Annotated in this window: 23 protein-coding genes; 11 read left to right on the forward strand and 12 right to left on the reverse strand. The window is 62.3% G+C overall.

The features are described 5' to 3' along the window. Positions 1-37: 37 nt before the first annotated feature. The gene (locus tag HPQ62_RS05925) at positions 38-538 is read right to left on the reverse strand and encodes a hypothetical protein (protein WP_174801603.1); all 501 of its coding nucleotides are present in this window, start codon (positions 536-538) and stop codon (positions 38-40) included. 415 nt (positions 539-953) lie between these two features. On the opposite strand from HPQ62_RS05925, the gene HPQ62_RS05930 reads away from it, so the two are divergent. Next, on the forward strand, positions 954-1,637 hold the full coding sequence (locus tag HPQ62_RS05930) for a CerR family C-terminal domain-containing protein (protein ID WP_174801604.1): 684 nt from the start codon (positions 954-956) through the stop codon (positions 1,635-1,637). On the opposite strand, the gene HPQ62_RS05935 is transcribed toward HPQ62_RS05930, so the two are convergent. Both HPQ62_RS05935 and HPQ62_RS05940 read right to left on the reverse strand, forming a co-directional pair. Further along, the gene (locus HPQ62_RS05935; RefSeq protein ID WP_174801605.1) at positions 1,619-2,536 is read right to left on the reverse strand and encodes a metallophosphoesterase family protein; all 918 of its coding nucleotides are present in this window, start codon (positions 2,534-2,536) and stop codon (positions 1,619-1,621) included. The genes HPQ62_RS05930 and HPQ62_RS05935 overlap by 19 nt on opposite strands. 46 nt (positions 2,537-2,582) lie before the next feature. Then, the gene (locus HPQ62_RS05940; protein ID WP_174801606.1) at positions 2,583-3,554 is read right to left on the reverse strand and encodes a glutathione S-transferase family protein; all 972 of its coding nucleotides are present in this window, start codon (positions 3,552-3,554) and stop codon (positions 2,583-2,585) included. A gap of 270 nt (positions 3,555-3,824) precedes the next feature. Between HPQ62_RS05940 and HPQ62_RS05945 the strand changes: the two genes are divergently transcribed. Next, positions 3,825-4,322 carry a GNAT family N-acetyltransferase gene (locus HPQ62_RS05945; protein ID WP_174801607.1) on the forward strand — a complete coding sequence of 166 codons (498 nt, stop codon included), beginning with the start codon at positions 3,825-3,827 and terminating at the stop codon, positions 4,320-4,322. Positions 4,323-4,440: 118 nt separating this feature from the next. On the opposite strand, the gene HPQ62_RS05950 is transcribed toward HPQ62_RS05945, so the two are convergent. The 4 genes from HPQ62_RS05950 to HPQ62_RS05965 are packed head-to-tail and all read right to left on the reverse strand — an operon-like array spanning position 4,441 to position 11,190. Next, entirely contained in the window at positions 4,441-6,504 is a 2,064-nt protein-coding gene (locus HPQ62_RS05950) for a hypothetical protein (protein ID WP_174801608.1), read from the reverse strand. Then, positions 6,504-9,272, reverse strand: a complete 2,769-nt coding sequence (locus HPQ62_RS05955) for a DUF4159 domain-containing protein (protein WP_174801609.1) — start codon at positions 9,270-9,272, stop codon at positions 6,504-6,506. The genes HPQ62_RS05950 and HPQ62_RS05955 overlap by 1 nt, the downstream gene beginning before the upstream one ends. Next, positions 9,272-10,177, reverse strand: coding sequence for a DUF58 domain-containing protein (locus HPQ62_RS05960; protein ID WP_174801610.1), 906 nt, complete (start codon positions 10,175-10,177; stop codon positions 9,272-9,274). The genes HPQ62_RS05955 and HPQ62_RS05960 overlap by 1 nt, the downstream gene beginning before the upstream one ends. Positions 10,178-10,188: 11 nt before the next feature. Continuing rightward, positions 10,189-11,190, reverse strand: a complete 1,002-nt coding sequence (locus HPQ62_RS05965; protein WP_174801611.1) for an AAA family ATPase — start codon at positions 11,188-11,190, stop codon at positions 10,189-10,191. Between the two features lie 161 nt (positions 11,191-11,351). Between HPQ62_RS05965 and HPQ62_RS05970 the strand changes: the two genes are divergently transcribed. Genes HPQ62_RS05970 through HPQ62_RS05980 form a run of 3 tightly spaced genes read left to right on the forward strand, consistent with a single transcriptional unit; the run spans position 11,352 to position 13,842 of the window. Beyond that, positions 11,352-11,951, forward strand: coding sequence for a DUF1285 domain-containing protein (locus tag HPQ62_RS05970; RefSeq protein ID WP_174801612.1), 600 nt, complete (start codon positions 11,352-11,354; stop codon positions 11,949-11,951). Beyond that, positions 11,948-12,580 carry an NUDIX domain-containing protein gene (locus tag HPQ62_RS05975; protein WP_174801613.1) on the forward strand — a complete coding sequence of 211 codons (633 nt, stop codon included), beginning with the start codon at positions 11,948-11,950 and terminating at the stop codon, positions 12,578-12,580. The genes HPQ62_RS05970 and HPQ62_RS05975 overlap by 4 nt, the downstream gene beginning before the upstream one ends. Beyond that, positions 12,577-13,842, forward strand: a complete 1,266-nt coding sequence (locus HPQ62_RS05980; RefSeq protein ID WP_174801614.1) for a CCA tRNA nucleotidyltransferase — start codon at positions 12,577-12,579, stop codon at positions 13,840-13,842. The genes HPQ62_RS05975 and HPQ62_RS05980 overlap by 4 nt, the downstream gene beginning before the upstream one ends. Here the strand turns inward: HPQ62_RS05980 and HPQ62_RS05985 are convergent. Both HPQ62_RS05985 and hemF read right to left on the reverse strand, forming a co-directional pair. Continuing rightward, positions 13,839-14,021 carry a DUF1059 domain-containing protein gene (locus tag HPQ62_RS05985; RefSeq protein ID WP_174801615.1) on the reverse strand — a complete coding sequence of 61 codons (183 nt, stop codon included), beginning with the start codon at positions 14,019-14,021 and terminating at the stop codon, positions 13,839-13,841. The genes HPQ62_RS05980 and HPQ62_RS05985 overlap by 4 nt on opposite strands. A 391-nt stretch (positions 14,022-14,412) precedes the next feature. Further along, positions 14,413-15,324, reverse strand: a complete 912-nt coding sequence (gene hemF / locus HPQ62_RS05990) for an oxygen-dependent coproporphyrinogen oxidase (protein WP_174801616.1) — start codon at positions 15,322-15,324, stop codon at positions 14,413-14,415. Between the two features lie 106 nt (positions 15,325-15,430). Here hemF and HPQ62_RS05995 point away from each other — a divergent pair, with 106 nt between their 5' ends. Then, complete coding sequence (locus HPQ62_RS05995) at positions 15,431-15,682, forward strand: hypothetical protein (RefSeq protein WP_174801617.1); 252 nt, start codon at positions 15,431-15,433, stop codon at positions 15,680-15,682. 4 nt (positions 15,683-15,686) lie between these two features. Here HPQ62_RS05995 and HPQ62_RS06000 read toward each other — a convergent pair whose 3' ends face one another. Then, positions 15,687-16,160 carry a tRNA (cytidine(34)-2'-O)-methyltransferase gene (locus tag HPQ62_RS06000; protein ID WP_174801938.1) on the reverse strand — a complete coding sequence of 158 codons (474 nt, stop codon included), beginning with the start codon at positions 16,158-16,160 and terminating at the stop codon, positions 15,687-15,689. A 35-nt stretch (positions 16,161-16,195) separates the two neighbouring features. Continuing rightward, entirely contained in the window at positions 16,196-17,572 is a 1,377-nt protein-coding gene (locus tag HPQ62_RS06005; protein ID WP_174801618.1) for an SLC13 family permease, read from the reverse strand. Between the two features lie 64 nt (positions 17,573-17,636). Here HPQ62_RS06005 and HPQ62_RS06010 point away from each other — a divergent pair, with 64 nt between their 5' ends. Next, positions 17,637-18,488 carry an AraC family transcriptional regulator gene (locus tag HPQ62_RS06010; protein WP_174801619.1) on the forward strand — a complete coding sequence of 284 codons (852 nt, stop codon included), beginning with the start codon at positions 17,637-17,639 and terminating at the stop codon, positions 18,486-18,488. On the opposite strand, the gene HPQ62_RS06015 is transcribed toward HPQ62_RS06010, so the two are convergent. Next, complete coding sequence (locus HPQ62_RS06015) at positions 18,428-20,332, reverse strand: FUSC family protein (RefSeq protein WP_174801620.1); 1,905 nt, start codon at positions 20,330-20,332, stop codon at positions 18,428-18,430. The genes HPQ62_RS06010 and HPQ62_RS06015 overlap by 61 nt on opposite strands. Before the next feature lie 438 nt (positions 20,333-20,770). Between HPQ62_RS06015 and HPQ62_RS06020 the strand changes: the two genes are divergently transcribed. The 4 genes from HPQ62_RS06020 (at position 20,771) to HPQ62_RS06035 (ending at position 26,889) form a co-directional block, all read left to right on the forward strand. After that, on the forward strand, positions 20,771-22,630 hold the full coding sequence (locus tag HPQ62_RS06020) for an ABC transporter ATP-binding protein (RefSeq protein WP_174801621.1): 1,860 nt from the start codon (positions 20,771-20,773) through the stop codon (positions 22,628-22,630). Between the two features lie 295 nt (positions 22,631-22,925). Next, positions 22,926-24,794, forward strand: coding sequence for an ABC transporter ATP-binding protein (locus tag HPQ62_RS06025; protein WP_174801939.1), 1,869 nt, complete (start codon positions 22,926-22,928; stop codon positions 24,792-24,794). A 221-nt stretch (positions 24,795-25,015) separates the two neighbouring features. Continuing rightward, complete coding sequence (gene petA / locus HPQ62_RS06030; protein WP_174801622.1) at positions 25,016-25,594, forward strand: ubiquinol-cytochrome c reductase iron-sulfur subunit; 579 nt, start codon at positions 25,016-25,018, stop codon at positions 25,592-25,594. 17 nt (positions 25,595-25,611) lie between these two features. After that, positions 25,612-26,889: a cytochrome b gene (locus HPQ62_RS06035; RefSeq protein ID WP_174801623.1), complete on the forward strand. Its 1,278-nt coding sequence runs from the start codon at positions 25,612-25,614 to the stop codon at positions 26,887-26,889. Positions 26,890-26,917: the final 28 nt, after the last annotated feature.

Genomic DNA, 26,917 nt, shown 5'->3' on the forward strand with positions numbered 1-26,917 from the left:
ATAAAGGGGCCGGTCGCTTCTGCGGCCGGCTTTTCTGTCAGAGCTTGAGGTAGGCAGCCTTCGCAAGCGCCGGCATGTCGGCGTCGGAGGAGGGGCCGATCACGGCCACCAGCGAGCGCTCGCCCTGCCACCACGAAACCGTGAGGTTGTCGCGGATCGTCTCCTGCACATCCGTCACCTGGTTTTCCTGCGAGGCCGGACGCGCGATGAGGAATACCGAAAGCAGGTCGCCTGCTGTGTTGCGGTAAAAGAGCTCGATACCCGGCACCCGATCGATGGCAACGACCCGCGCGCCCTCGAAGATCGAGGCGCCTTCCTCGAAGGTCGGGACCGTCATGTCGATGCCGATGGTGCGCTGGACGAGGTCGGTAAAGGCAGCCGGATCATCCGGACCGACATCCACCATTGGCTGGTAGGCGCGGCCGAAAACCCTGAAACTCGCGCAGACCTCGTCAATCCAATCGGTTGAGGGTTCAAGCGAAAGATCGACCACGTGGGCAGTACCGCTGTCACGCGACAGTGTTGCGCCGACAGCCACGCCGATTCCCAGGAACGCAGCACAAAGCAGCACCGTCATCCAGCGGCGCCGAAGCGGGGAGCCAGTTCTCTTCGGTCTGTTTCGAACGACTGTGGAATCCATCTCGACCTTGAAAATTTACAACCGCGCACAAGATTCTGCGAGCGCAACTGAAGCGCTCGGTGCGACGGCGCGATATTGCCCCTTGTAAATGGCGGAAACAAGGGGCTTTCCGGCTTTCTCCCCCGCTCTGAGGCAGATTGTCGAGAGACAACTTTATAGTGTGTTATTTATGGCAAAAACCGGTTAAGAGTATGGCCGGAATATGGTTGACCGACGATCCAGCTTGCTTTTTTCCCTGTTCGGGGAAACATTTGATCAACGGGAGGATTAACCTATATGAAGCATGGAATTAAACAGAGTTTCAAACCGAGCCATGAGTGAACAGCAAAGCGGTGCAGTTGCTACGCGGCAGTCGATCATCTCCGCTGCGCTCCGGCTCTTCGGCGAATATGGTTACAATGCCGTATCGACCCGCAAGATCGCCGAGGTCTCAAACGCCAATATTGGCAGCATTGCCTATCATTTTGGCGGAAAGCCGGGGCTGATGCGCGCCTGTGCGCTTCATGTCATCGAAATCGCCGAGAAGAGCATTGGCCGGTCGATGCTCGAACCGATCGACGATGACATGACGCCGATGGAAGCGCGCGAGGAGCTGGTGGAGTTGCTGATGCGTATGGTTCAGCCGCTGCCGCATATCGAGCAGTCGGATGAGGTTTCAGCCTTCATCATGCGTTATATCGCGCTGCCGAGCGAGGCATTCGAACTGCTCTATTCGCAGTTCATCACGCCGTTGCACAGGCATTTGCGGCAGCTTCTTGCGCGCGCCACGGGAAGGGATGAGGACAGCGAAGAAACGGCAATCCTCAGCTTTACCCTGCTTGGCCAGGCTCAGTATTTCAAGATCTGTCGCCAGGTGGTCCAGCGGAGCCTCGACTGGGAAACGATCGATGCTGGGGAATGCTCGAAGCTTCGCCGTGCCCTTACCCTCAACGTCAACGCGATCCTCGATGCCTATTCAAAGGCGCGTCCGGTCCGTGTTCACGAAGGCGTTGCATAAGAAAAGCTGAACTCGCTTTCGGGCTCAATCAGTCCTGTTTCCGCCGACAGCGCGTGGCGGCGGCAGGTCATCTCGTAAGAACCCTTCTTGCCGGTGACCGATATCAGATTGAAGCCCGATGGCGGCTTCTTGCCGCCGGTGCCCTGACCGGCAGCGGCGATGCCAATGACGGGCGTCTTGCCCCTTTTTGTCTCAATGAAATTCACGGTGTTGAGATGGGTATGCCCGTGCAGCACCAGTTCGCATCCGCCTGTCGCGATCGTCGCCTTGAACCGGCGAATGCCGAGAAGCCGCTTGTGGCGGGCAGCCGCATTGCGCACGGGCGGGTGATGGATCATCACGATCCGGAAAAGGCCTTCCTCGCCCGCCTTGCGCAATAGCTCGGCGGTGGCGCGTGCCTGTTTTCCCTCGAAGGTGCCGATGGCAAGAAAGGGCGGTGAGGGGACTGCCGACGAGCAGCCGATGATCGCGATTGGCCCGCGCCTGCGCAGATAGGGAAAGGTCAGGCGGCCCTTGTGTTCGCCCTTATGGCCATCGCCCTGCATGTAGTCGCCCCAGGCCTTCGCGATCTTGGCATAGGCACCGCCGACATAGGCATCGTGGTTGCCGGGCACCAGCGAAACCTCGCTCGCCGGACCCACGCTTCTCAGCCAGTCGGCGGCAATGTCGATTTCCTTCGTGGTCGCAAGGTTCACAAGGTCGCCGCTGATGGCGAGATGGTCCGGGTTTTCGTCGGCAATCGCCAGCAGCAGGTTCTCCAGCGTATCCTTGCCGAGATGCTTCCTGCGGTTTCGATGCCAGTTGAAGAAGCCTGTTATCCGCTTGGAAAAAAGCTCCCGCGGCGAAAGCTGCGGAAGCGGTCCCAGATGGACATCGGAAATATGGGCGATTTTGTACATGCAGACTTCTTAGCTTTCCAGCGCCCGAGCGACAAGCGGGTCGATCTCAGCCGCGCCGGTGCGGCGCGTCGAGATCGAGGATTGGCCCCTCCGGAACGATCCCGGTCGGGTTGATCGTCTTGTGCGAGCCATAATAATGGCGCTTGATGTGGTCGATATTCACTGTCTCCTTAACGCCCGGCACCTGATAAAGTTCTCTGAGATACCCCGAGAGGTTCGGATAATCGGCGATCCGTTTCAGGTTGCACTTGAAATGGCCGACATAGACCGGGTCGAAGCGCACCAGCGTCGTGAACAGCCGCCAGTCGGCCTCCGTCAGCCTGTCGCCCATCAGATAGAGGTTCTCGCCGAGCCTGTTTTCCAGCATGTCGAGCGTCTCGAACAGCTTCAGCACGTTTTCGGAATAAGCGTCCTGCTTGGTGGCAAAGCCCGCCTTGTAGACGCCGTTGTTGACGGTGTCGTAGACGATCGCATTGATCTCATCGATCCCTTCGCGGAGGTCTTCCGGATAGAAATCCTCGGTGTTGCCGGTCAGGTGATCGAACGCGCTGTTGAACATGCGGATGATTTCCGCAGACTCGTTCGAGACGATCGTTTCGCGCTTCTTGTCCCAAACGACAGGCACGGTCACGCGGCCGGTATAGTTGGGGTCTGCCTTGGTATAGACCTGCCAAAGGAAATCGGCGCCGTTGACGGCATCGGCGGTGCCGCCGTCGCGGTTCTTGAATTCCCAACCATTTTCCAGCATCAGCGGATCCACGATCGAGACGTCGATATAGTCCTCGAGCCCCTTGAGCTTGCGGAAGATCAGCGTGCGGTGCGCCCACGGGCAGGCGAGCGCCACGTAGAGGTGATAGCGGCCCTTTTCAGCCTCGAAGCCGCCCTTGCCCTCCGGGCCTGGGCTGCCGTCTGCAGTGAGCCAGTTCCTGAACTGCGAGCTTTCGCGCTTGAACTTGCCGCCCGTCTTGTCGGTGTCGTACCAGACGTCCTTCCAGACGCCATCTACCAGCATACCCATGGTCTGCTCCTTTTATTCAACGTTACACCTTAGATACGGCGCAGCCGGCATTTTGCCACCCCCGGAACCATTGACAGTGTGTTGCATGGGCAGGACGGCTTGCTTTTTGATCATCAGCCGTCTGGACGCTCCCGCCAAATCCTGATAGTGCGGTCGAAACGCAATTACAGGATTTGTCATGCGGGTTCTGCGACGACGCTGATTGAAACTTCAGACCGGACACCACGTCCGGCCCCGATTTCATGCGTTCTCCAGACAGGTTCAGACATCATGACGAGTGAATTGCGTTACCTCCCGGAAGAGGTTTCCCACGACGCTGCCATCGAAGACATCAATGCCGAGGCCTTTGGTCCGGCGCGTTTCGTGCGCGCTGCCGCCCGTATCCGCGAGCAGGGACCGCATGACATGGCGCTGTCCTTCGTCTGTGTCGATGGCGACGAGGTGGTCGCTTCGGTCCGCATGACGCCTGTTCTTGCCGGCGAGGCAAGCGGCCATATGCTGGGCCCGCTTGCGGTCAGGCCATCCCACAAGAACAGGGGCATCGGCCGCCATCTGGTGAGCGTTGCCGTGGAAGCCGCCCGCAGAGCCGGGTCTGAAGTCGTGGTTCTGGTCGGCGATCCGCCCTATTATGGTCCGCTCGGCTTTCTTCCGATCGTGCCGCCGACGCTGCAGCTTCCAGGCCCGGTCGATCCGCGCCGCGTGCTTGCCGCAGCCCTTGTCGATGGCGTCGAGGCAAAGCTCGTCGGGATGATGCGGTATCAGCGCTGACATCATCTGCCGCGATCGCGGTCAGCCGGGCGCCGGCGTCTCCATTCCTTAAGAACGGCCTGAGCCGCCCGCGCCGTCAGGCGCCGTATGCCGAGACCTATCGGCCAAAGGGAGGCCTTCAGCTTCGCCCTTCGCGCCACCATGTAGCCGAGATCAGGGCAAGCAGGACGGCGAGACCGATAAGACCGTTGAAGAGCGGCAGAGAGCGGATGCTCTCAAGCCTGGTATCGGTTGTTCGGACCACGGGCATGGCGCTGTCATTGCCGGGGCGAACCGGCGCATCGGTGACGCGGAGCGGCGGGATGCCGTCCGCGATCCGCCGCGTCAGGCCGCCGGTCGCCTCAGAAAGCGGCGAAAGCGTTGCCGTCGTCGAGATCATCGCCTTGAATTCCGGCGCATCGGGATCGCCGATATTGACGAGGCGCTGAAGATCGCCGTTCTCGACCGTGAACAGCCCCATCTCGTCAACGCCCGTCTCGCCCCGAAACAGTCCCGGTTCGGCTTCGCCAAGCGGAATGGTGATGGTTGCGCCGGAGGGCGTGGTCACGGTTGCGTCTGGCGCGGTCTCTTCCATCGTCTGGCGGGTGACGGTCAGCGTATTGCCCTCGACGCTTGCCGACAGGGTTTCTTCCTCAAGCGCCGGTTCCTTCATCAGCCAGTGGGCGATGCGGCGGTAGAGCGGCACATAGGGGCCGCCGCCTTCAAAACCGCGCGCCCAGAGCCAACCCTGGTCGGAGAGCAGCTCGGCCACGCGGCCTTCGCCCTCGCGCGAGAGCACGAGCAGCGGAGCTCCGTCCGCCGTCATGATGGTTTCCCCACGGGTCGGCCCGACGGGGATCGAACGGAACCAGCGGCCCCATGCAGGCGGGTTGGAGCCGCTGCCCGGCAGATCACGGGTCACGGGATGGCGTTCGCCCATGTCCGAAAGCGCGGGATAAAAGCCGCCTTCGCTCAGATCTCCGGTCGGGATGGCGGGCAGGACGGCTGAAAGCGGGGTATCGGCAATCGAATCGGCTCCGGCGATTTCCGGCCCTGCCGCCACCAGCAGCGCGCCACCGTTCTGCACATATTGCGCGATGTTGTCGTAGTAGAGCAGCGGCAGGACGCCGCGGTTCTGATAGCGGTCGAAGATGATCAGGTCGAAATCGTTGATCTTGTCGACGAACAGTTCCCGCGTTGGAAAGGCGATCAGCGACAATTCGTTGATCGGCGTGCCGTCCTGCTTTTCGGGCGGGCGCAGGATGGTGAAGTGAACGAGATCGACGGAGGCGTCCGACTTCAGCAGGTTGCGCCATGTCCGTTCGCCGGAATGCGGGGAGCCCGAAACGAGGAGCACGCGCAGGTTCTCGCGCACGCCCTCGACGATCTGGACGGCGCGGTTGTTGACCGTGGTCAGTTCGCCATCGACCGGCCCGACCGAGAGTTCGAGGATGTTCTCGCCGCCATTCTCGAGGTCGAAGACATAGCGCGTCGGCAGATCGGTGCCGACCATCATCTCGGCAACCACAGCGCCATTGAGCCGCGCCGTGACCCTTGCCGGTCCGCTCGCGTGATCGCCGACCGGCCCGTCATCGACGACCGTGAATTCGACCGGCAGGCTGTCGCCGACAAGGCCGAAGCGCGGGGCTTCGTTGATTTCGACACGCCGGTCATATTCCCGCTCGGTTCCGGTGATCAGCGCATCGAGCGGCACGGCGGCCGGAAGCGCCGCGGCATCATCCGGGATATCGTGGATCTGACCGTCGGTGATCAGGAAGGCAGCGCCGAGCCGGCTCGGGGGGACATCGCGGACGGCTTGCGACAATGCCTCGAAGGCAAGCGTCTCGGGGCGGCCGTTCTCATTGGCGGTGGCAACATCGACGACCCGCGGCTCAATCGCAGGGTCTTCGGCAAGCCGCGCAAGAAGCGCTTCAAGAGCGCTTTCGGTCTGGCTCTCCCGGTCGCCGGTCAACTGGCTCTGGCTGCGGTCAACCACCACCGGGACGATTGTCGAAAGCGCCGAGCGTTCTTCTCGGCTGACGGTCGGGTTGGCGATGGCGGCAACGAGCAGCAGGCCGGCGGCCCCCCTCAGCGTGGTCGCGCGCATCCGTGTGAGATAGCCCGCGGCCGTCAACGCTATGACGACGGCAAGGCCCGCAAGGATCGCCCAAACCGGCAGCAATGGTGAAAAGCTCAGTTCCATTATTGTCCCAGCCTTTCGAGGAGGGCAGGGACATGCACCTGGTCGGCCTTGTAATTGCCGGTCAGCATGTACATCACGATGTTGACGCCGGTGCGGAAGGCATATTGCCGCTGGCGCGGATCTTCCGGAACGGTGGGCAACATCGGCGTCGAATCCGGATTGATCGCCCAGGCGCCGGCAAAATCATTGCCGGTGATCAGGATCGGCGAGACCCCGTCGCCGCCGCTTGTCAGCGTGTCGCCGGTTGCATCTTCGCCAGCGCGCGCCTCGACCCAGAGCGGCGAGCCGTCGTAGCGGCCGGGGAAATCCGACAGAAGATAGAACGATCGGGTCAGCACATGGCCTTCCGGCACGGGTTCCAGTGGCGGAACGTCGATATTGTCGAGGATCATGCGCAGCCGCTCGGTATTGGCGCTCACGGCGCTCTGGCCGAGCGGGGAATACTGGTCGCGGGTGTCGAACAGCACCGTGCCGCCATTGCGCATATAGGCCTCGATGCCTGCGATCGCCTTGTCGGAGGGCATCGGGGCGGTCGCCGAAACCGGCCAGTAGATCAGCGGGTAGAATGCCAGCTCCTCGCTTGCCGGATCCACACCCACCGGATCGCCGGGCTCAAGTGCGGTCCGGTAGGAGATATAGTCGGACAAGCCCTTGAGACCGCGTTCCGAAATCCGGTCGACCTCATCCTCGCCGGTGATCACATAGGCAAGATGGGTTTCATAGAGCAGCTCGGCAATCGCCTGGTCATCCTCTGCCGCATGCGCCGAAGGCGCGTCGCCGAGACCGAGGGGAAGGGCAAGCGCTGCCAGCATCGCGATCGATGCGGCGGCAGGCCGCAGCCTGCGGAAGGCGCCGTTCATCGCCATCATGATCAGCCCGTCGGCAATCAGCAGCACAAAGGCTGCGGCAAGCAGCCAGGGTTTCAGGCTGAAGGCGCGGGCATTGCCGATCGGCTCCAGACGCACTGCCTCTCCAAGCCCTGCGGTGTCGACGGGGGCAAGGATATCTGTCGGCTGGAACAGGTTGAGCGCGGTGAAGCCGTCGGGCGAGCCGTAAAGGCCGGGCGGATTTTCCATGGTCGCAACAGCCGGGCCTCCGGGCATGGAGATGGGCTTTGCGCCCGCGATGTCGGTGGTCAGCGTGCCGCTGGCGGCGAGCAGCCGGTAGGGTGCAAGCAGGGATGCGGCAGAGCCGTCCTCTGCCTCCGTCGCGCGCGACAGGTTGACGATCCGGCGCAGCATCTCCACGAAATAGCCGGAGATCGGCAGGTTCGACCAGTTGGGGTCGGCGGAGGTGTGAAACAGCACGATCCGGCCCTGACCCAGAACCCCTTCCGTCACCAGCGGCGTGCCATCGGCAAGGCTTGCCCAGGTATGATCGGAGAGCGTGGGCGCGGGCTCGGCAAGCACCTGACGCGTCACGGTTATATCCTCGGGTACGGGCAGGCCATAAAACGGGCTTTCGGGGGTAAACGGCGCCAGAGGCTGTGGCTCGCTCCAGCTCATGGCGCCGCCAAAGGCGCGCGCGCCGGAGCGCAACCGGACCGGCAGAAGGCTGTCGTCACCCTCGGCAGCGGCAAGCCGGGGGCCTGCAAACCGGATCAGGGTTCCGCCATTCTCGACCCATTCCTGCAACTGGCCGTGCGCCTCCTCCGGCAATGTGCCGACATCGCTGAGGATGATGAGGGATGGCTTGCGATCGATCAGCGCTTGAATTTCTTCGGGAAGCGTCGGCAGATCGCTTGAGACGAGGTCGGCATAGGGCGACAGCGCCTGCCGCAGATAATAGGCAGAGGACAGAAGCGGCTGGGCATCGTTGGCGGGGCTTCCGGCGACCAGCGCAACCCGCCTGCGCCGGAAGCCGTCATCGAGAAGCTGCACCGCGCCGGCATTGGCGGCGCCGTCGATGGCGATGCGGGCGAAATCGTTGCGGACCTCGAAGGGCGCGCGGATTTCTGCGGTTGCGGCGCGCGCGCCTGCCGGAAACACAAGCGGCGCCTCGGCGATGACGCGTCCCTGCAGGTCGTAGGCGTTGAGCTTCATCTCCGCCTGGGACCCCGCCGTCGCCCGGCTTGCGGTAATCCGGCTGGCGCTCGCATCATTCTCGACGCCGGTGACGGCAACGGGCAGGGGCCTGTTCGCAACGAGCACGATGGTCACGCCGGCGCCTGCGAGCATGTCGAAGGTTTCGGCATCGCCGGCGGCTGCGATACCATCCGAGATGAAGGCGAAGGTTGCGGGCGGGTTTTCGCCGAAGGCTTCGGAAAGCGCTGCCGCGGCAGTCAGGCGGTCGGGGCGGGCAGCGCGGGGTTCGGCGGCGGCCAGGCGCTGTCGTGCCTCGGCTGCCGAAACGGGGCGCGGATCAGTGGCCGTGTCGGCGGTAAACGCCATCATGATTGGCTGGTCGGCGTTGCCTGCGGCATCGATCAGGGTCTCCGCCGCGCGGGTCCGGGCGCGCCAGTCTTCGGCACTTGCCCAGCCATTGTCGATCAAAAGCGCCAGCGGTCCGTCGGTGGCGATCGAGGTGCGCTCCGGGTCGATCACGGGATTGGCGACGGCGAGGATCACCAGCGCGGCCAGCGTCATCCTGAGAAGCGTCAGCCACCAGGGGCTTCTGGCGGGCGTCTCGTCGCGCTTGGCAAGGCGGAGCAGGATCGCGAGCGGCGGAAAGATTTCCCTTTGCGGGCGCGGCGGCGTCAGCTTCAACAGCCACCATATGGCGGGCAGGACGACCAGCGCCGCGAGAATGAGGGGACTTGCAAATTCCATCACCGCCCCCCCTGGCCGAGACCGGAAAGACGCATGTGCACGGCAGTCAGGGCTTCGGAAGCGGGTCGGTCGGTATGGTGGGTCGTAAAGGTCCAGCCCAGATGGCGGGCGGTATCGGCAAGCACCGCGCGACGCGCGCGATAGGCGTCGAGATAGGCCTCCTGCAGGCTTTCCGCGCGGCCAAGCGTCAACTCGCGGCCGGTCTCTGGATCGCTGAAGGCCGTGCGGCCGGTATAGGGAAAGCTTTCCTCGGCAGGGTCGGCGACTTCCAGCAGATGTGCCCTGAGCCCGCGTGCGGAAAGCGGCGTCAACGTCGAAAACAGGGCGTCGGGCGTATCAAGAAAATCGCCGATCATCACCAGTTCAGACGGCCCGCGCATCATCCTTGTATCAGGAAGCCCGGCAGGCGTGCCGGCGGTTGCGAGCGCTTGGGCAAGCTTTTCTGCGCCATTGCGGTTCGATACCGGGTCCATCAGGCCGGGAAAGCCCACGCGTTCTCCGGAGCGCAGGAGCGTTTCGGCAAGCGCCAGCAGGATCACCAGCGCGCGGTGTTCCTTCGAAACCGGGGCGAGTTCGGAGCGGAACTGCATGGATGGCGTCAGGTCGGCGAAAAGCCATACCGTGTGCGCCGCTTCCCATTCCATGTCGCGGACATAGGTATGGTCGTCGCGCGCCGAACGCCGCCAGTCGATGCGCATCATCGATTCGCCCTGCGCATAGGGCCGGAACTGCCAGAAGTTTTCACCCGGCCCCCGCCTTCTGCGCCCATGCCAGCCGGTGATCACGGTATTGGCGATTCGCTTTGCCTCGATCAGGCAATCCGGCAACAGCGCAGCGCGGCGCCGCGCTTCGGCAAGAGCCGAATTGCGCGCTGTCGGCGGTGTCGTTTGTCCGATTGCAGCCAATGGCAAGCCTGTCAGTTGAAATCGCGCTTCGCGATGGTGGCAATCACGTCGGTCACGGTCATGCCCTCCGCGCGGGCGGCGAAGGTCAGCGCCATGCGGTGCTGCAGCACGGGGGCCGCAAGCGCGCGCACATCGTCGACGGAAGGCGCCAGCCGGCCCTGATAAAGGGCGCGGGCCCGTGCCGTCAGCATCAGCGACTGGCCGGCGCGCGGGCCGGGGCCCCAGGCGACGTTGCGGTCGGTATCCTGATGGCCTTCGCCGGGACGGGCGGCGCGCACCAGTGCGAGAATGGCATCGAGCACGCTTTCGCTCACCGGCATCTTCCTGATCAGCGTCTGGATCTCCATCAGCCGGGCGGCGCTCAGCACCGGTCGGGCCACTTCCTCGACGGCGCCGGTGGTTTCCAGCAGGATGCGCCGTTCGGAGGCAAGGTCGGGATAGTCGACGTTGACCTGCAGCAGGAAGCGGTCAAGCTGGGCTTCGGGCAGGGGGTATGTACCTTCCTGCTCCAGCGGGTTCTGGGTCGCAAGCACGTGGAACGGGCGCGGCAGATCGTAATGCTGGCCGGCGATCGTCACGCCATATTCCTGCATGGATTGCAGCAGCGCCGACTGGGTGCGCGGCGAGGCGCGGTTGATTTCGTCCGCCATCAGGAGCTGGGCGAAAACCGGGCCCTTGATGAAGCGGAACGAGCGGCGGCCCGCTTCGCCTTCTTCCAGCACTTCGGAGCCAAGGATATCGGAGGGCATGAGGTCGGGCGTGAACTGGATGCGGTTGCCATCAAGCCCCAGAACGGTGCCGAGCGTCGAGACAAGCTTGGTCTTGGCAAGGCCCGGCACGCCGACCAGCAGCGCATGGCCGCCGGAGAGAATGGCCAGCAGCACGTTCTCGACGACGCTTTCCTGCCCGTAGATGACCTTCGACACTTCCTCGCGCACGGTCTTGATATCGGCAAGTGCCGCTTCGGCCTCGGCGACGATTTCATGCGGGTTCTTTGCGTCGATCGCGCCCATTCACATGTCTCCATGGCCCAAGGCCGGTTGGTGGTACAGGCTTGCTTGCATCTCGGCGACGCCTGTCGGGGAAGGATAATCACCTGCGGGCGGCTGACAAGCCGGTTTGAAATGACTATTTCGAGAGGAGGCCATTTTGGCCCCGAAAGTGAGACGGAAAGATGACGCAAGGCAATATTGCAGGCGATGCCGGCGGACTGGCTGCGGCAATAACGCGCCAGCTCGATGGCGGCAAATTGCGCAAGGCGGCGCCGGTTGACAAGTGGGAGCCGGAATTCTGCGGCGATATCGACATGGAAATCCGGCGCGATGGCGCCTGGTATTATCAGGGCACGCCCATCGGACGCGCCAGGCTGGCGCAGCTTTTCTCCACTGTCTTGCGCAAGGATGAGGATGGTGAGACCTATCTCGTCACGCCGGTGGAAAAGCTCAGGATCAAGGTGGAGGACGCGCCTTTCCTCGCCGTCGGCATGGAACGGGACGATGCGGACACCCTTCTGATTCGCACCAATATGGGTGACGAAGTGGCTGTCGGGGACGAGCATCCTCTGCGGTTCGGGATCGGCGACGACGATGGCGGCGTGAAACCCTATGTGCTGGTGCGCGGCAGGCTCGAAGCGCTGTTCTCCCGTGCGCTGACCTATGATCTGATGGCGCTCGGTACTGAGGTCGAGATCGATGGCCGGGCGATGTTTGCAATCCGCTCGGGCAAGAGCGTGTTTCCGGTGATGGAAATGGCGGCGCTGGAGAAACAGGTGTGACGAGCCCGGCTTTCGATGCGAGCGCCTTTCGCGAGCGGGCGCTCAGCCAGAACGGACGCGCGCCGGAGCAAGCGTGGCGCGACCATGGCGACCACAAGCTCAATCCGGATCTTTTCGCCTATTACGAAGATCTCGACATGCGCGCCGCCGCTGTTCTCGTGCCTGTTGTCGATTACGGCAATGAGGCGCGGGTGATCTTTACGCGGCGAACGACGAAGCTGCGCAAGCATTCCGGCCAGATTTCGTTTCCCGGAGGCTCGATCGATCCGGAAGACCGGTCGCCGGAGGATGCGGCGCTCAGGGAATGCGAGGAGGAAATCGGCCTCGACCGCAAATTCGTTCAGCCCGTGGCGCGGCTGCCGGATTATCTGGCGGGCAGCGGTTTCAGGATCACGCCCGTGCTTTCGGTGGTGCAGCCCGGCTTTTCGCTGACGCTCAATCCCGATGAGGTCGACACCGCCTTCGAAGTGCCGCTCGGTTTCATCATGGATCCGGCAAACCATGCGCAGGGCACCACCATGTTCGCAGGCCACATGCGGCAATATTACGAAATCAAGTTCGGCGAACACCGGATCTGGGGCATAACCGCCGGTATCGTCAGAACAATCTATGAGAGGCTTTACGCTTGACCAAGATCGGTGATCACGACTGGTTCAAAGACGACCGGCTGCAAAATGTGCTGCAGATTCTGAATGGCGACGGCGGCGAGACCCGCATCGTCGGCGGCGCAGTGCGCAACAGCCTGATGGGCGAGCCGATCGGCGATGTCGATCTGGCGACCACCCTGCTGCCTCAGGATGTGATTGCGCGGGCGGAGGCTGCCGGCATGAAGGTCGTGCCAACCGGGATCGATCATGGCACGGTGACGGTCGTTACCGGCGGCAAGCCTTTCGAGGTGACGACGCTGCGTTCGGATGTCGAGACGGATGGACGCCGTGCAACGGTGCATTTCGGGAAAGACTGGGAGAAGGACGCAGCAAGGCGCGATTTCACGATCAATGCGCTCTATGCCGATCAGAACGGCACGATCTATGATCCTGTCGGGGGAAGGGCCGATATCGAAAGCAGGACGGTGCGCTTCATCGGCGAGGCCGAAAAGCGGATCAGGGAAGACTATCTGCGGATCCTGCGCTTCTTCCGCTTCTTCGCCTGGTATGGCGGTGGCCGGCCGGATGCGGAAGGTTTGCGCGCGACGGTCCGCACGAAGGACGGACTTGCCTCGCTTTCGGCCGAGCGGGTCTGGTGGGAGACGAAAAATCTCCTGTCCGCGCCCGATCCCTCGCGCGCCCTGTTGTGGATGCGCCAGACCGGCGTGCTGACCGCCATCATCGCGGAGAGCGAGAAATGGGGGATCGACGCGGTTCCGGCGCTGATCGACTGCGAGAAGGCGCTCGGCTGGGCGCCCGATCCCTGTCTGAGGCTCGCCGCGATCATACCGCCCTATGATGTGCGCGTTGGCGAGCTTGCCGACCGGTTGAGGCTTTCCAACACGGAACGTGAATTGCTGATGGCCTTCGCGACCGCGCCGACCGTCAGCGGGTCGACCTCGGCTGCGGCGCTCAGACAGCTAATGTATCGCAACGGCAAGGGCGGCATTCTGATACGGCTCAAGCTTGCGCTTGCGGCAGCGCGCGGCAAGGCACGGTCAGGGGACCTCGATGCCGCAGGCGAGGCTGCGAAGCTCGATACGCTTCTGAAGATGGCGGAAGGCTGGGAAAAACCGCAAATGCCGTTTGCGGGCGGCGATATCGTGGCCGCCGGTTTGCCGGCCGGGCCGGAGATCGGCAGATATCTGAAGGAACTGGAAGACTGGTGGATCAGTGGCGATTTCCAAGCTGACCGGGCAGCCATTGCCGCCCGGTTCGAGGCGCTGAGGGACGAGAAGGATTAGGCCTTCTCTTCGTCCTTGATGCGCGCCTTGATGTTTTCGACCATGTTCTCGCGAATGATGGTCTCGCCATGCGTGGTGCGCATGTGCTCGACGGAGCGGCGGACAACCTCCGCCTCGTCCTCCGCGCTCGCATGGAAGCTGCATCCGGGAACAAGTGAACCGCAATCAAAACGTTTCATGGTTTCCTCCTTTGGTTGGCCTCCGGTTCCAGACCGAAGGATTTCATGTGTGCCGCCGTCGAGACGGCGGCAACACCCATAGGCCTAAGAAACGGCCTTCAGTGCCGCGCCCAGGTTTCGAACACGGCGGAACTCTCGCACGGCCGGCGATGCCGGTTTGCCATCATGGCCGCGTAACTTCTGTCGTCCGTCGCCGCAGCCGTCTGCGATTTCGGCTTCTGGTCGTCTGACGGCTTTCTATGCTCTTTGGATTCGACTTTCCTTGTCATTGTCCTGCTCCTCCCGAACAAGTCTGCAATGAAGTCTTGTTACAAGGTGGGGCGATAATATGATTAATACAAGATGAACAATGGGGCGTTTTGGTGAAAAATCGTCCTGAAACGATGCAGGATTAAGGCCATCTTGTGACGGGCGGCAATGACGACAGAATCGCCTCGATATTGCCCCCGGTCTTGAGCCCGAAAACCGTGCCGCGATCGTAGAGAAGGTTGAATTCGACATAGCGCCCGCGGCGGATCAACTGTTCGTCGCGATCTTCCGATGTCCATTCATGATTGAAGTTGGAGCGCACGATCCGGGGATAGACGAGATTGAAGGCACGTCCGATATCCTGGACGAAGGCGAAATCCGCGTCGATCCCGCCCTTGTCTTCATCGGAATGCTGCCAATCGAAGAAAACCCCGCCAATGCCACGCGCTTCCTTGCGGTGGGGCAGGTAGAAATAGTCGTCGCACCACTTCTTCAGCTTCTTGTAGTCGATGATTGCCTGATGCCGGTTGCAGGCAATTTCCATCGCGCGATGGAACAGCATGCTGTCGGGATCTTCCTGCTTGCGCCGGCGCAACAGCACCGGCGTCAGGTCCGCACCGCCGCCGAACCACCAGCTCTTGGTCACGATCATGCGGGTGTTCATGTGGACGGCTGGCACATTGGGGTTCACGGGGTGCGCAATCAGCGAGATACCGCTTGCCCAATAGCGCGTTTCGGCATCGACGCCCGGCATGTTCGCCGCCATTTCAGCCGAAAACGTGCCCTCGACGGTGGAGGTGTGGACGGCGGCCTTCTCGAAAACCCGGCCATGCATCACCGACATCCGGCCGCCGCCCTCGCCATTGTCGCGGGTCCAGTCCTTGACCTCGAACCGGCCGGGCTCGAGATCGCTCATCGGCCCGGTCAACTCCCGCTCCAGCGCCTCGAAACCGGCGCAGATCGTATCCCGGAGGCTTTCGAACCAGGCCTTCGACGTGGCCTTCCTGTTTTCGATGTCGTCCGGCAGACCCACGGGCAATTGCGGCCGTTCCATAGATGCACTCCACTCATGACTGAATGCCCGTTGTCCCGGGCTTTTGATTTGACTCGCAAATATACAAGGAAAATCTTATCTTCTTTGCGGAATGAAGGATAGCGTGATGGGAAATGTTCCAAAGCCGCCTTCGATGGCGGCGCTGAAGAAACGCATCCGGGACCACCGGACGCAGGCAGCAAGCGACGGTTTCGTGCGCGAGCGCTTTTGTCTCGACCGCGAGGATGCCCGCGCCAAGGCGCGCGAATGGTTCCAGAGCTATCCCAAAGCCGCCTACTGGACAGAGGTCGAAAGCTGGCGCGTCGTCGGCGACGGGCGCATCGAGTTCACGATGCGAAGGCTTTCCTCCGCCGATTGAACCCTCATGAAAGCCCGGAAAATCCGCCGGTCTGGCGGATCGCTTCGCCCGCGATCATGCCGGCGGAAACGGCGAGGTTGATCGAGCGCTGTCCCTCGGCCATCAGGATCCTGACGCGATGATCGGCCGTTTCGTGCACGTGATCGGGAACGCCCGCGCTTTCGCGCCCGAAAAGAAGAATGTCATCTTTCCGATAACCGAAATCGGTGTGGCCGAGGCTTGCCTTGGTGGAGGCGAGCACCAGGCGTCTTCCGCTGTCGCGGCGAAAGCGGTCGAAGGCTTCCCAGTCGAGATGGCGGGTCATCACGGTGCTTGCGATGTAATCCATGCCGGCCCGTTTCAGGTTGCGGTCGGACAGCGCAAAGCCTGCAGGCTCGATGATATCGACGGCAAGGCCAAGGCAGGCGGCGAGCCTGAGAATGGTTCCGGTATTGCCGGCGATGTCCGGCTGGTAGAGGGCGATCCTGAGCGTCATGATGGTGTCCTACGCCGGAACATCTCCTCCTTCAAGGATCAGAACATGCCGAGCAGTTTCCACCACAGGAAGTCGAGCGGCAGCAGGATCAGCGCGGTGATCACCGTGAGCGGCGCGAGCACCCTCATCATCTTCCCGACCGACTGTCCCGTGACCTGCATGCCGACCATCAGCGGGGCCGACTGATAGGGAAACAGGATCGTGGAAAAGCCGATCACCTGGCTCATCAGCACGGCCATCACGCTGAGACCGGTCAGTTCCGCAAGTTCGCCCGCCATCGGGGTCAGCACCGCCGGCACGCCCGGCAGGATCGAGATCACGCCGACAATGAAGGCGATCACCGAAAGCGAGACGAAGTTCAGGAAGTCATGGCCGGGCTGAAGCGGCAGGATGCGCTCCAGGGCATGGGCGATGACCACGCCGAGGCCGGTGACATTGACCACCGCACCAAGCGCCAGAAAGCCCGCCATGAACAGCAGCACGGAGAAATTGATGCTTTTATCGAACTCCGCGGGGCCAATCGGACCGATGCCCGGCCACAGAAGCGCGACCGATGCGAAAATGCCGATCCAGGCTGGATTGATGCCGTGCAGCGTATCGGTCATCCACAGCGCGAGCGTCAGCACCAGCACCACGACCACATACCACTGACGCCAGCCAAGGGCGCCCGAAGCCGCGGCCGCAACGGCCTTTTCGGGACGCGGCGTGTCGGGAAAGATGCGCACGATCAGCGCGACGACGATCGCGCTCTTCAACAGGCCGATGATCGGAAAGTGAAGCGCCATGTAGCGCGCATAGGTGAGGTCGATGCCGTAGATCGTCTGCGCTGCGCCCGCCAGGATCAGGTTGGGAACGTTCGAGGGCAGCAATGCAAAGCCCGGCATATGGCAGGCGAAGACGACGGCGATCGCAATTCCGCTGCGCCCCTTCGACGCCTTGTCGAAACCGAGGCTGTCGGAAAGGGCCGCAGCGATCGGCCAGAGCAGGAAGAAACGTCCGAGCGAAGACGGCATCACGAAGGACAACACGATCGCGATTGCGAAGATCCCGGAAATCAGCAGCGTATAGTTTTCTGAAAAGCGGCCGAGCAGCGCGCCGCCGATCTTGTGACTGAGGCCGGAACTCTTGATGGCGGCCGCGATCACAAGGCCCGCGAAAATCAGCCACATGGCCGCCGAGTGGAAGCCGGAGAACACCACGTCGGGCGGCGCAAGCTTGAGGATGAGCGCGATGACGAAGAACAGAAGGCTCGCAAGATAGGGCGGCACGACGCCTGTCGCCCAAAGGCTGAGCGTGACCAGCACGAGCCCGAGCGTGCGGGCCTGATCGGTGGTCATGATCGACTGCGGCAGGAGCGGGAACGCGATCGCCAGGATGGCGAAGCCCGCGACGAGAAGTGTCTTGTAGGAGGGCATGCTTGAGCCTTTGGATTTCAGTGCGGCCAGTGTAAGAGATCGGGATCAACTGCGGAACTGCTACATGTTGCCAAACGATATCGCGTTTCCGACAATCTTTGTCGATGATGAAAGCCCCGGTGCGATCCTCGACCCCGCTCGCCCGGTCACGGCGCGGGCGAAGCGCTGGAAGGCCGGCGAGGTCGGGCGGGAGCCGCATTCACACCCGCGGGGCCAGCTTCTGTGGGCCGAGGAGGGCATGATGCGTGTGCGCTCGGGCGACACGCACTGGCTGGTGCCCGCAAGCCACTGCGTCTGGATTCCGGGCGAGGTGGTGCATGCGGTATCGATGGAAACCGATGTCTCGGCGTGCTTCATCTATATCGATCCGTCGGTCACCCGGGTCCGCGACAACGGAACCGAGGTGCTGCACATGACGGCGCTGATGCGCCATCTTATCCTCAGATTTCGCGCGCTTGGTGAAGCGGGACAGGATCAGGAACGGCTGTTGCGGCTGGCGGAGGTGATCATCGACGAACTCGCCATGCTGCCGGCTGCGCCGCTCAGCCTTGTCGCCGGCAGCGATCCGCGGCTGACGCGCGTGACTGCGCGCCTGCTTCAGCGGCCCGATGACCGTGCCGGACTTGAGGAACTGGCGCGCGCATCCGGTGTCGGCCTTCGCACGCTGGAGCGTCTTTTCCGCCGCGAAACCGGCTTTTCCTTTTCGGAATGGCGCAACCGGTTGCGCCTGATCGAGGCCGTGCACGATCTGGGTCAGGGCAGGAGCAGCACGGAAATTGCGGGCAGGCTCGGCTATCGAAGCGCCAGCGCCTTCGTCGCCGCGTTCCGGCGCCATTTCGGCGTGCCGCCGCAATCCTATCTGAGGGCCGGCGATCCGGGCGCCGAAGCGGCCGCGGATGACAGATCGCGCAGATAGCCGGAGAGCCAGGCTATTTCGGCCTCGACGGCGGAAAACCGGTCCGGGTTCTCCGCCGCGCCGGTCCCGGGTTCACCGCGTCCAAGGTTGCCAAGCGCCCGTGTTGCCCGCTCCAGGCGCTGGGCGTCGGGTGGCGGATCGCCGAGCCGCCTGTCTTCGGCATAGGCGGAAATGACGTCGCAAAGCCGCTCCGCGCCGACGACGGCCGGAAACCATGCGGCCGCTTCCCGCCCTGCCGGCGGCGGTTCCGCGTTCAGCTTCTGCAACTGGGTGCGCAGATCGGAGAGCTTGCGATAGGCCGCAAACTCCCGCTCTCCGAGATTGGGAGCGGCGCTCGACGCAGCGGTAAGGTAGCCGTTCACGGTCTCCATGGCATCGTCGAACGTGGTCCTGAGCCGCACCGTCTGCGATCGGGGCCAGATCAGGTACCCGAAGACCAGCACCACCGCTGCGCCAATCAGCGTATCGACAAGGCGCTGCATGGCGTAATGGAGCGGCGGTCCGGGGGCGGCGATCTCGATCATGATCAAGATCAGGGGCGTCAGGAATGTGACCTTGGCCGCATAGCTTCTGAGCGATGCATAGGGGTCGGCGGCGGCGAGAACGGCAACCGCCGCGACCAGCCCGAGATCGGCATGGACCAAAAGCAGCACCGACATGGCGATCAGCACGCCGATCACCGTGCCGATGCTGCGGTGAATGGCGCGGGTGAAGACCGAGCCGAAATCCGGTTTCATGATGATCGCAACCGTGACCGGCAGCCAATAGGCATGATCGCCGGAAACAATCCGCCCCGCTGCTTCGGCAATGGCGATACAGAGCGCAAGCCTTACGGCGGCGGTAAACACCTCACGCCCGACCACCAGCCTGCGCAGACGGGCCGAGAGCGCTGCCCGGCTGAAGGGGCGGTGAGGGCGGACTGCAACCCGTTCCTGCGACGCTGCGTCGAGGGGATTCCAGAGCCTGTCCGAAAGCTGGCGGCACAGGCGGTAGAGCTCGCCCTCATCCTTGCCGATCGCCGGGGGCGTCGGCTTGCCGGCCTCATGCGCCGCCGCCATGCTTTCCAGCATGATCGCAACGTCAGCGCAGTCGCGATTGTGCTTCCGCGCCGCGATGATCGATATGGTGAGCTGGTTGGCAAGCGACAGCAGGTCTGCCGATCGCGCCAGCTCGCGGGTGCGCCCGGAGTTGTGGCTGCGCTTTTCGATCAGCATGTCATAGGCCGACTTGATCTTTTCGGTTACCGCGCGGCGCGCTTCCTCAGAGGCGGTCGCACCTTCTGCGCGGGCAAGGGTTGCAAGGGCGCGCAGGAGTTCGGCGCGCAACCGGCGTTCAGGCTTGCTGCGATCGCCAAGCGCCTCGAGCGCCAGAAGCGCATTGACGAAGGCGGCGCCTGCCGCAAAGCAGAGCGCAACCATCCATGGCGGCATGTGGCCGGCGGCGTAGGTGTGCACGATGGCAAGGACGAGCATGTTCAGCGCGCCGGTGGAAAACGCCGCACCGTAGCCGCTGATGATGCCGGAGACAAAGCCGATCAGAATCAGCACCGCGAGCGAAACCGGTCCGTGGCCAGCGATGACCGGCCCGATCAGGCAGCCGATCATACCGATTGCCGTGGAGATCGCGCTGATGCGGAACCGTTCGCGATAGGCGCCGAGGCGGGTCGAAGGCTCCGTCAAAAGCGCACCGAGCGCAACATAGAGATAGGGACCGGGATTGCCGGTCAAGACGCCTGCCAAAAGCGGAAGGCCGGTTCCGAGCGCCAGCCGGAGCGCATGGAGGGACGGGCTGAAGGGAGCGGGCTTCATAAGCGCAAGCTCGCGGAACCATGCTTTATGCCGCATTCTCCTGACCCGTAGCCCCCTGTGCTGCTGCTCTCAAAATCCTTGATGATTGCGAAGTCTAATCGGCGCTGATCCATTCACCAACAGGCTTGATATATCCGATCATCCGCGTTGCCGAGCGGCAACACCCATGCGCAAACGGCTGACAAGGCGACCTTCGCGGCTGGTCACGCCGCCGGTTCGGCTGTATAAGCATCGGTGTTTCTCTAACCGGCAAAGGAGCGTCAGCATGATGAATATCAGCAGCACTGCACTGCTCCTCGTTTCACCACGCCGGCTCGCGTGACGTTTAACACGCGCGTTTCAATTCCTAGATAATCAATCCGCTGTTGCGGCCATTTCGTTGAAGGCCGCGTTCCAGTCTCCGCTTCGTCCCCGTTGAGCATGCCTGCCGCGTGCTGTTTGTCGGGTTCGAAGGAGACCTTTTGGAGTCCGATCATGTTTCGCTGGTTTGAAAACCGCCTCAATCCCTATCCCGAACAATTGCCCGAAATGCCCCCCAAGGGTCTCATTCCGTTTTTATGGCATTATTCGAAGCCCGCCGCGCCGTGGCTCATCCTCATGTCGATGGCGGCTGCGCTGATTGCGTTTGCCGAAGTCTATCTGTTCCAGTTCCTCGGCGACATCGTCAACTGGCTGTCGACCGCCAACCGTGACACGTTTCTTGCAGACGAGGGCCGGCATCTGTTCTGGATGGGGGCGCTGGTCCTGGTGGGCTTGCCGCTGCTGACGGCGTTTTCCTCGATGCTGATCCATCAGACGCTGTTGCCCAATCTGCCGATGATCGGCCGCTGGCAGATGCACCGTTACGTGCTGCGCCATTCGATGACTTTCTTCGCCAACGAATTTGCCGGACGCGTCTCACAGAAGGTGATGCAGACATCGCTGGCCGTGCGCGAAACGGTGATGAAGACGCTCGACATGTTCGTCTACGTCATCACCTATTTCGCCTCGATGATCTTCGTCGTGGCGGCGGCTGATCTGCGCCTGGTGATTCCGCTCCTGATCTGGATCGTCATCTACGGGTTGCTTCTGTGGTACTTCATCCCGCGGCTCAGGAAGATCTCCGCCGATCAGGCCGATGCGCGTTCGCTGATGACGGGTCGCGTGGTCGACAGCTACACCAATATCGCAACGGTGAAGCTGTTCTCCCATGCCGGTCGCGAGGAGGATTTCTCCAAGGAAGGCATGGATGACTTTCTGGAGACGGTCTACCGCCAGATGCGCCGGGTAACCCAGTTCCAGATCCTCGTCTACATCAACAATGCGATCGCCCTGTTCTCGGTCGGCGCGCTGGCGATCCACTTCTGGATGCAGGACACGATCACGGTCGGCGCGATCGCGCTCACGCTCGGTCTGGTCATGCGGATCGGCGGCATGTCGCAGTGGATCATGTGGGAAGTCACGGGTCTCTTCGAAAACATCGGCACGGTCTATGACGGCATGTCGATGATGGCGCGGAAGCACGAGCTCACCGATGTCGAAAACGCACCCGCGCTTGACGTGAAGAATGGCGAGATCGTCTACGACGATATTTCCTTCAATTACGGCAAGAAGGGCGGCGTGATCGAGCACCTGTCGCTGAAGATCAATCCGGGCGAGAAGGTCGGCCTGGTCGGACGTTCGGGCGCTGGCAAGACGACGATGATGAACCTGTTGCTGCGCTTCTTCGATCTCGAGGGCGGCCGGATCACCATCGATGGCCAGAGCGTGTCGCAGGTAACGCAGGACAGCCTGCGCGAGCATATCGGGGTCGTGACCCAGGATACTTCGCTCCTGCACCGCTCGATCCGCGACAACATCGCCTACAGCCATCCGGACGCCAGCGATGAGGACGTGATCGAGGCGGCCAAGCGCGCCAATGCCTGGGAGTTCATCCAGTCGCTTACCGACATGCATGGCCGCGTCGGCCTTGATGCCCATGTCGGCGAACGCGGGGTAAAGCTCTCCGGCGGCCAGCGCCAGCGCATCGCGATCGCGCGCGTGTTCCTGAAGGACGCGCCGATCCTGATCCTGGACGAGGCGACCTCGGCGCTTGATTCGGAAGTCGAGGCCGCGATCCAGGAAAGCCTGTTCGGGCTGATGGAAGGCAAGACCGTGATCGCGATCGCCCACCGGCTGTCGACGCTGACGGAGATGGATCGTCTCGTCGTGCTCGACAAGGGCAAGATCGTCGAACTCGGCACCCATGAGGAGCTGGCGGCCGGCAACGGCATCTATGCCGACCTCTGGCGCCGCCAGTCCGGTGGCTTCCTGGGCGATGATGAAACAGTCGTCGAGGACGCCGCTGCGGAATGAAAAGACCGGCCCCGCTGAAAGGCGGGGCCGATTTTTTGACGCATCGTTCACATCTTGCTGGGGTCACCCTCGGGCTTGACCCGAGGGTTAAGGCGAAGTTCTCCGTATGGCCTGGATGCTCGGGTCGAGCCCGAGCATGACGCGCGCGGAGGGAGAACCGGTGGAGAACGGCTCAGCCGAAACAGCCTTCCAGGGACGTGTTCTCGCTGGGTGTCGCGCCACTGCCGTCATATAACCGCGCTTGCTTGATAAAAGCACATTTCCTCATCATCGCGAATCCCGTATGTCTGCCAGCATGATTTTCCGCCGCATCGCCCAGATTTTCGAAAACTGGATCGATCCGCTTGCCGATCGGCCGGTGGAGCAGCCGCCGGCCACGCTTTTGGGCTTCAGCTGGTTCTATCTGCGTCAGGCCAAATGGCCGTTCTTTGCGATGCTGGTGCTTGGCGGCGGCGGCGCGCTGATGGAAACCGCGTCTTTCTGGTTCATGGGCGTGCTCATCAATATTCTCGATGATACCTCGCGGGAAGCCGGATGGTCGGGCCTCATCGCAGCCCATGGCCTGGCGCTGTTTGCGATGGCGTTCACCATGATCGTGGTCCGCGTCGTGCTGTTGTCGGCCTCAATGCTGATCGAGGAGCAGACGATCACGCCCGGCTTCCAGAATCTGGTGCGCTGGCAGTCCTACCGCTATGTCGCGCGCCAGTCGCTGAACTTCTTCCAGAATGATTTTGCGGGCAGGATCGTGACCAAGGTCTCGGCTGCCGGACAGTCCGTCGGCGACCTGATGTCGTCGCTGCTGCAGGTCGTCTGGTTCATGGCGATCTACACGATTTCCACCATGGCGCTGGTGGCATCGCTCGATTGGCGCCTTGCCGCGCTGATCGCCCTCTGGATCGCGATCTTTGCCGCGCTGGCGCGCTACTTCGTGCCGCGCATCCGCAAGAATGCCCGCGATCTCGCCGAAGCCAATTCGATGATGTCCGGCCGGCTGGTGGATTCCTTTTCCAATATTCTGACGTTGAAGCTTTTCGGCAGCGACGAGGGCAATGACGGCTATATCCGGGATGGCTTCCGAAAACTGATTGCGCAGATCCAGACCTTTACCCGCCTGATCACGGGCGTCAGGGCCTCGCTCAACCTCTTGTCGGGCGTGATGATCACGGCCATTGCCGCGCTTTCGATCGAGCTCTGGTTCACGAGCGATATTTCGTCCGGCGCAGTCGCCTTCACGCTCGGCCTCGCGCTGAGGCTTTCGATGCTGCTCGGACGGCTGATGATGCAGCTGAACGGGATCATGCGCGCGATCGGCACGATCCAGAACTCCGCGGAGATGATCTCGAAACCGATCGAGCTTGTCGACAAGCCCGGTGCGTCCGCGCTTGAGGTGCGCAATCCCGAAATTCGTTTTGAAAATGTCGCCTTCGGCTATGAAGGCAGCGGGGCGGTGATCCGCAATCTGTCGCTGACGGTCGGCGCAGGCGAGAAGGTCGGCATTGTCGGCCGTTCGGGGGCCGGCAAGTCGACGCTCGTCAACCTGCTGCTGCGGTTCTACGATGTCGACGGCGGCAGGATCCTGATCGACGGGCAGAACATCGCCGACGTCACCCAGGAGAGCCTGCGCGCAAAGATCGGCATGGTGACCCAGGACACCGGCCTGCTGCATCGGGCGATCCGCGACAACATCCGTTTCGGCAGTCAGGACGCCGATGACGAGCGGCTGTGGGAGGCGGCAGAGCGCGCCGAGGCCGACAGTTTCATCGCCGACCTCTCCGATCTTCGTGGCCGCAAGGGGCTCGATGCGCATGTCGGCGAGCGCGGGGTGAAGCTCTCGGGCGGCCAGCGCCAGCGCATCGCGATATCCCGGGTCATGCTGAAGGACGCGCCGATCCTGGTGCTGGACGAGGCGACGTCCGCGCTTGATTCGGAGGTGGAGGCCGCGATCCAGTCGAATCTGATGAAGCTGATGGAGGGCAAGACGGTGCTTGCGATCGCCCACCGGCTGTCGACGATCGCGGCGCTCGACCGGCTGATCGTGATGGATCGCGGGCGGATCGTCGAACAGGGAACGCACAGTGAACTGATCGAGACCGGTGGTCTCTACGCGTCGCTCTGGGCCCGTCAATCCGGCGGTTTTCTGCCCGCAGAGGCATTCGATGCGTGATGGCGGGAAGGCGTTCGGGCAGGCTTTGCAAGGTTTAATTTAGCGTGTTGCGCTGCAAGCATGGTTTGCCTGTGACTGAAATCTGTCAAACACTGGACATCGTTGATGAACATGCATAAAACTTGGCGGATCAAATAGACGCTGCCGCGTGCCTTCGCGGGAAGTTATGCGGAGGAGGGACGGTCCTCTGTGGCAGCGGCATCAGCTATGGAGGGACAGCGGTGCAAGACGAGATTGTTTCGACGGATCATTCCGGCGAACCGACCCGGCGCGATTTTCTTTACCTGACAACGGGTATGGCTGCAGCCGTGGGTGCTGCCGCCGTGGCATGGCCGTTCATCGATCAGATGCGGCCCGACGCGTCGACCCTTGCGCTATCGACAGTGGAAGTGGATGTGACGAGCCTCGAGCCGGGCATGTCGCTGACGGTGAAATGGCGCGGCAAGCCCGTTTTTATTCGCAATCGCACGGAACAGGAAATCGAGGAAGCGAAAGCTGTTCCGCTTTCCGATCTGAAGGATCCCGAAGCGCGCAACGAAAACCTGCCGTCCGGCTCGCCGGCAACGGATGTGGATCGTTCGGCTGGCGAATCCAAGGAAAACTGGATCGTGATGATCGGCTCCTGCACCCATCTGGGCTGCATTCCGCTCGGTCAGGCCGGTGATTTCGGCGGATGGTTCTGTCCCTGCCACGGATCGCATTACGATACGGCAGGCCGTATCCGTAAGGGTCCCGCACCGCAAAATCTTGCGATTCCGCTATACGAATTTACGGCCGACACCGTGATCAGGATCGGTTGAGGGGGAGAGACTGTTTCATGAGTGGACACTCAAGTTATGTGCCGTCGAACGGTGTGTCGAGGTGGGTGGATTCGCGTCTGCCGCTGCCGCGCATGCTGCACGACAGCTTCGTCGCCTATCCGGTGCCGCGTAATCTGAACTACGCCTACACGTTCGGTGCCATGCTGTCGGTCATGCTGATCGTTCAGATCGCGACCGGCATCGTGCTTGCGATGCATTACACCGCCTCGACCGGCGCTGCCTTCCTCTCGGTCGAGAAGATCATGCGCGACGTCAATTACGGCTGGCTGCTGCGCTACATGCATGCCAATGGCGCATCCTTCTTCTTCATTGCGGTCTATCTTCATATTGCCCGCGGCCTTTATTACGGGTCCTACAAGGCGCCGCGCGAAATCCTCTGGATGCTCGGCGTGATCATCTACCTCCTGATGATGGCGACCGGCTTCATGGGCTATGTTCTGCCCTGGGGACAGATGTCGTTCTGGGGCGCGACCGTTATCACCGGCTTCTTTACCGCCTTCCCGCTGATCGGCGACTGGGTCCAGCAGCTTCTGCTTGGCGGCTTTGCAGTGGGCGAGCCGACGCTGCAGCGTTTCTTTGCGCTGCACTACCTGCTGCCCTTCATGATCGCCGGCGTGGTGATCCTGCATATCTGGGCGCTGCATGTAACCGGCCAGACCAACCCGACGGGCGTCGAGGTGAAGCAGAAGAGCGACACCGTGCCGTTCACGCCCTATGCGACCGTCAAGGATGCGCTCGGCGTGACCGTGTTCCTGATCGTCTATGCGTGGTTCATCTTCTACATGCCGAACTTCCTCGGCCATCCGGACAACTATATTCCGGCTGACTCGATGAAGACGCCATCGCATATCGTGCCGGAATGGTATTACCTGCCGTTCTACGCGATGCTGCGCGCCATCACCTTCAATATCGGCCCGATCGACTCCAAGCTCGGCGGCGTACTGGTGATGTTCGGCTCGATCATCATCCTGTTCTTCCTGCCCTGGCTGGATACGTCCAAGGTGCGCTCTGCCGCCTACCGCCCGTGGTACAAGCTGTTCTTCTGGCTGTTCGTCGCCAATGCGATCATGCTCGGCTGGCTCGGTTCGCAGGCCGCAGAAGGCATATTCGTGGTGCTTTCGCAGATCGGAACGCTCTATTATTTCGGGTTCTTCATCGTGATCATGCCGCTTCTAGGCCTCTTCGAAAAGCCGACGCGGATACCGAATTCGATTACCGAAGCGGTTCTTGAAAAGGAAGCCGCCCGGAAAAAGCCTGCCGGTAACGGCGTGTGAAGGGCGGGGAAAAGATCATGAAGAAACT

The sequence above is a fragment of the Martelella limonii genome (genome assembly GCF_013344475.1).
Taxonomy (GTDB): domain Bacteria; phylum Pseudomonadota; class Alphaproteobacteria; order Rhizobiales; family Rhizobiaceae; genus Martelella; species Martelella limonii.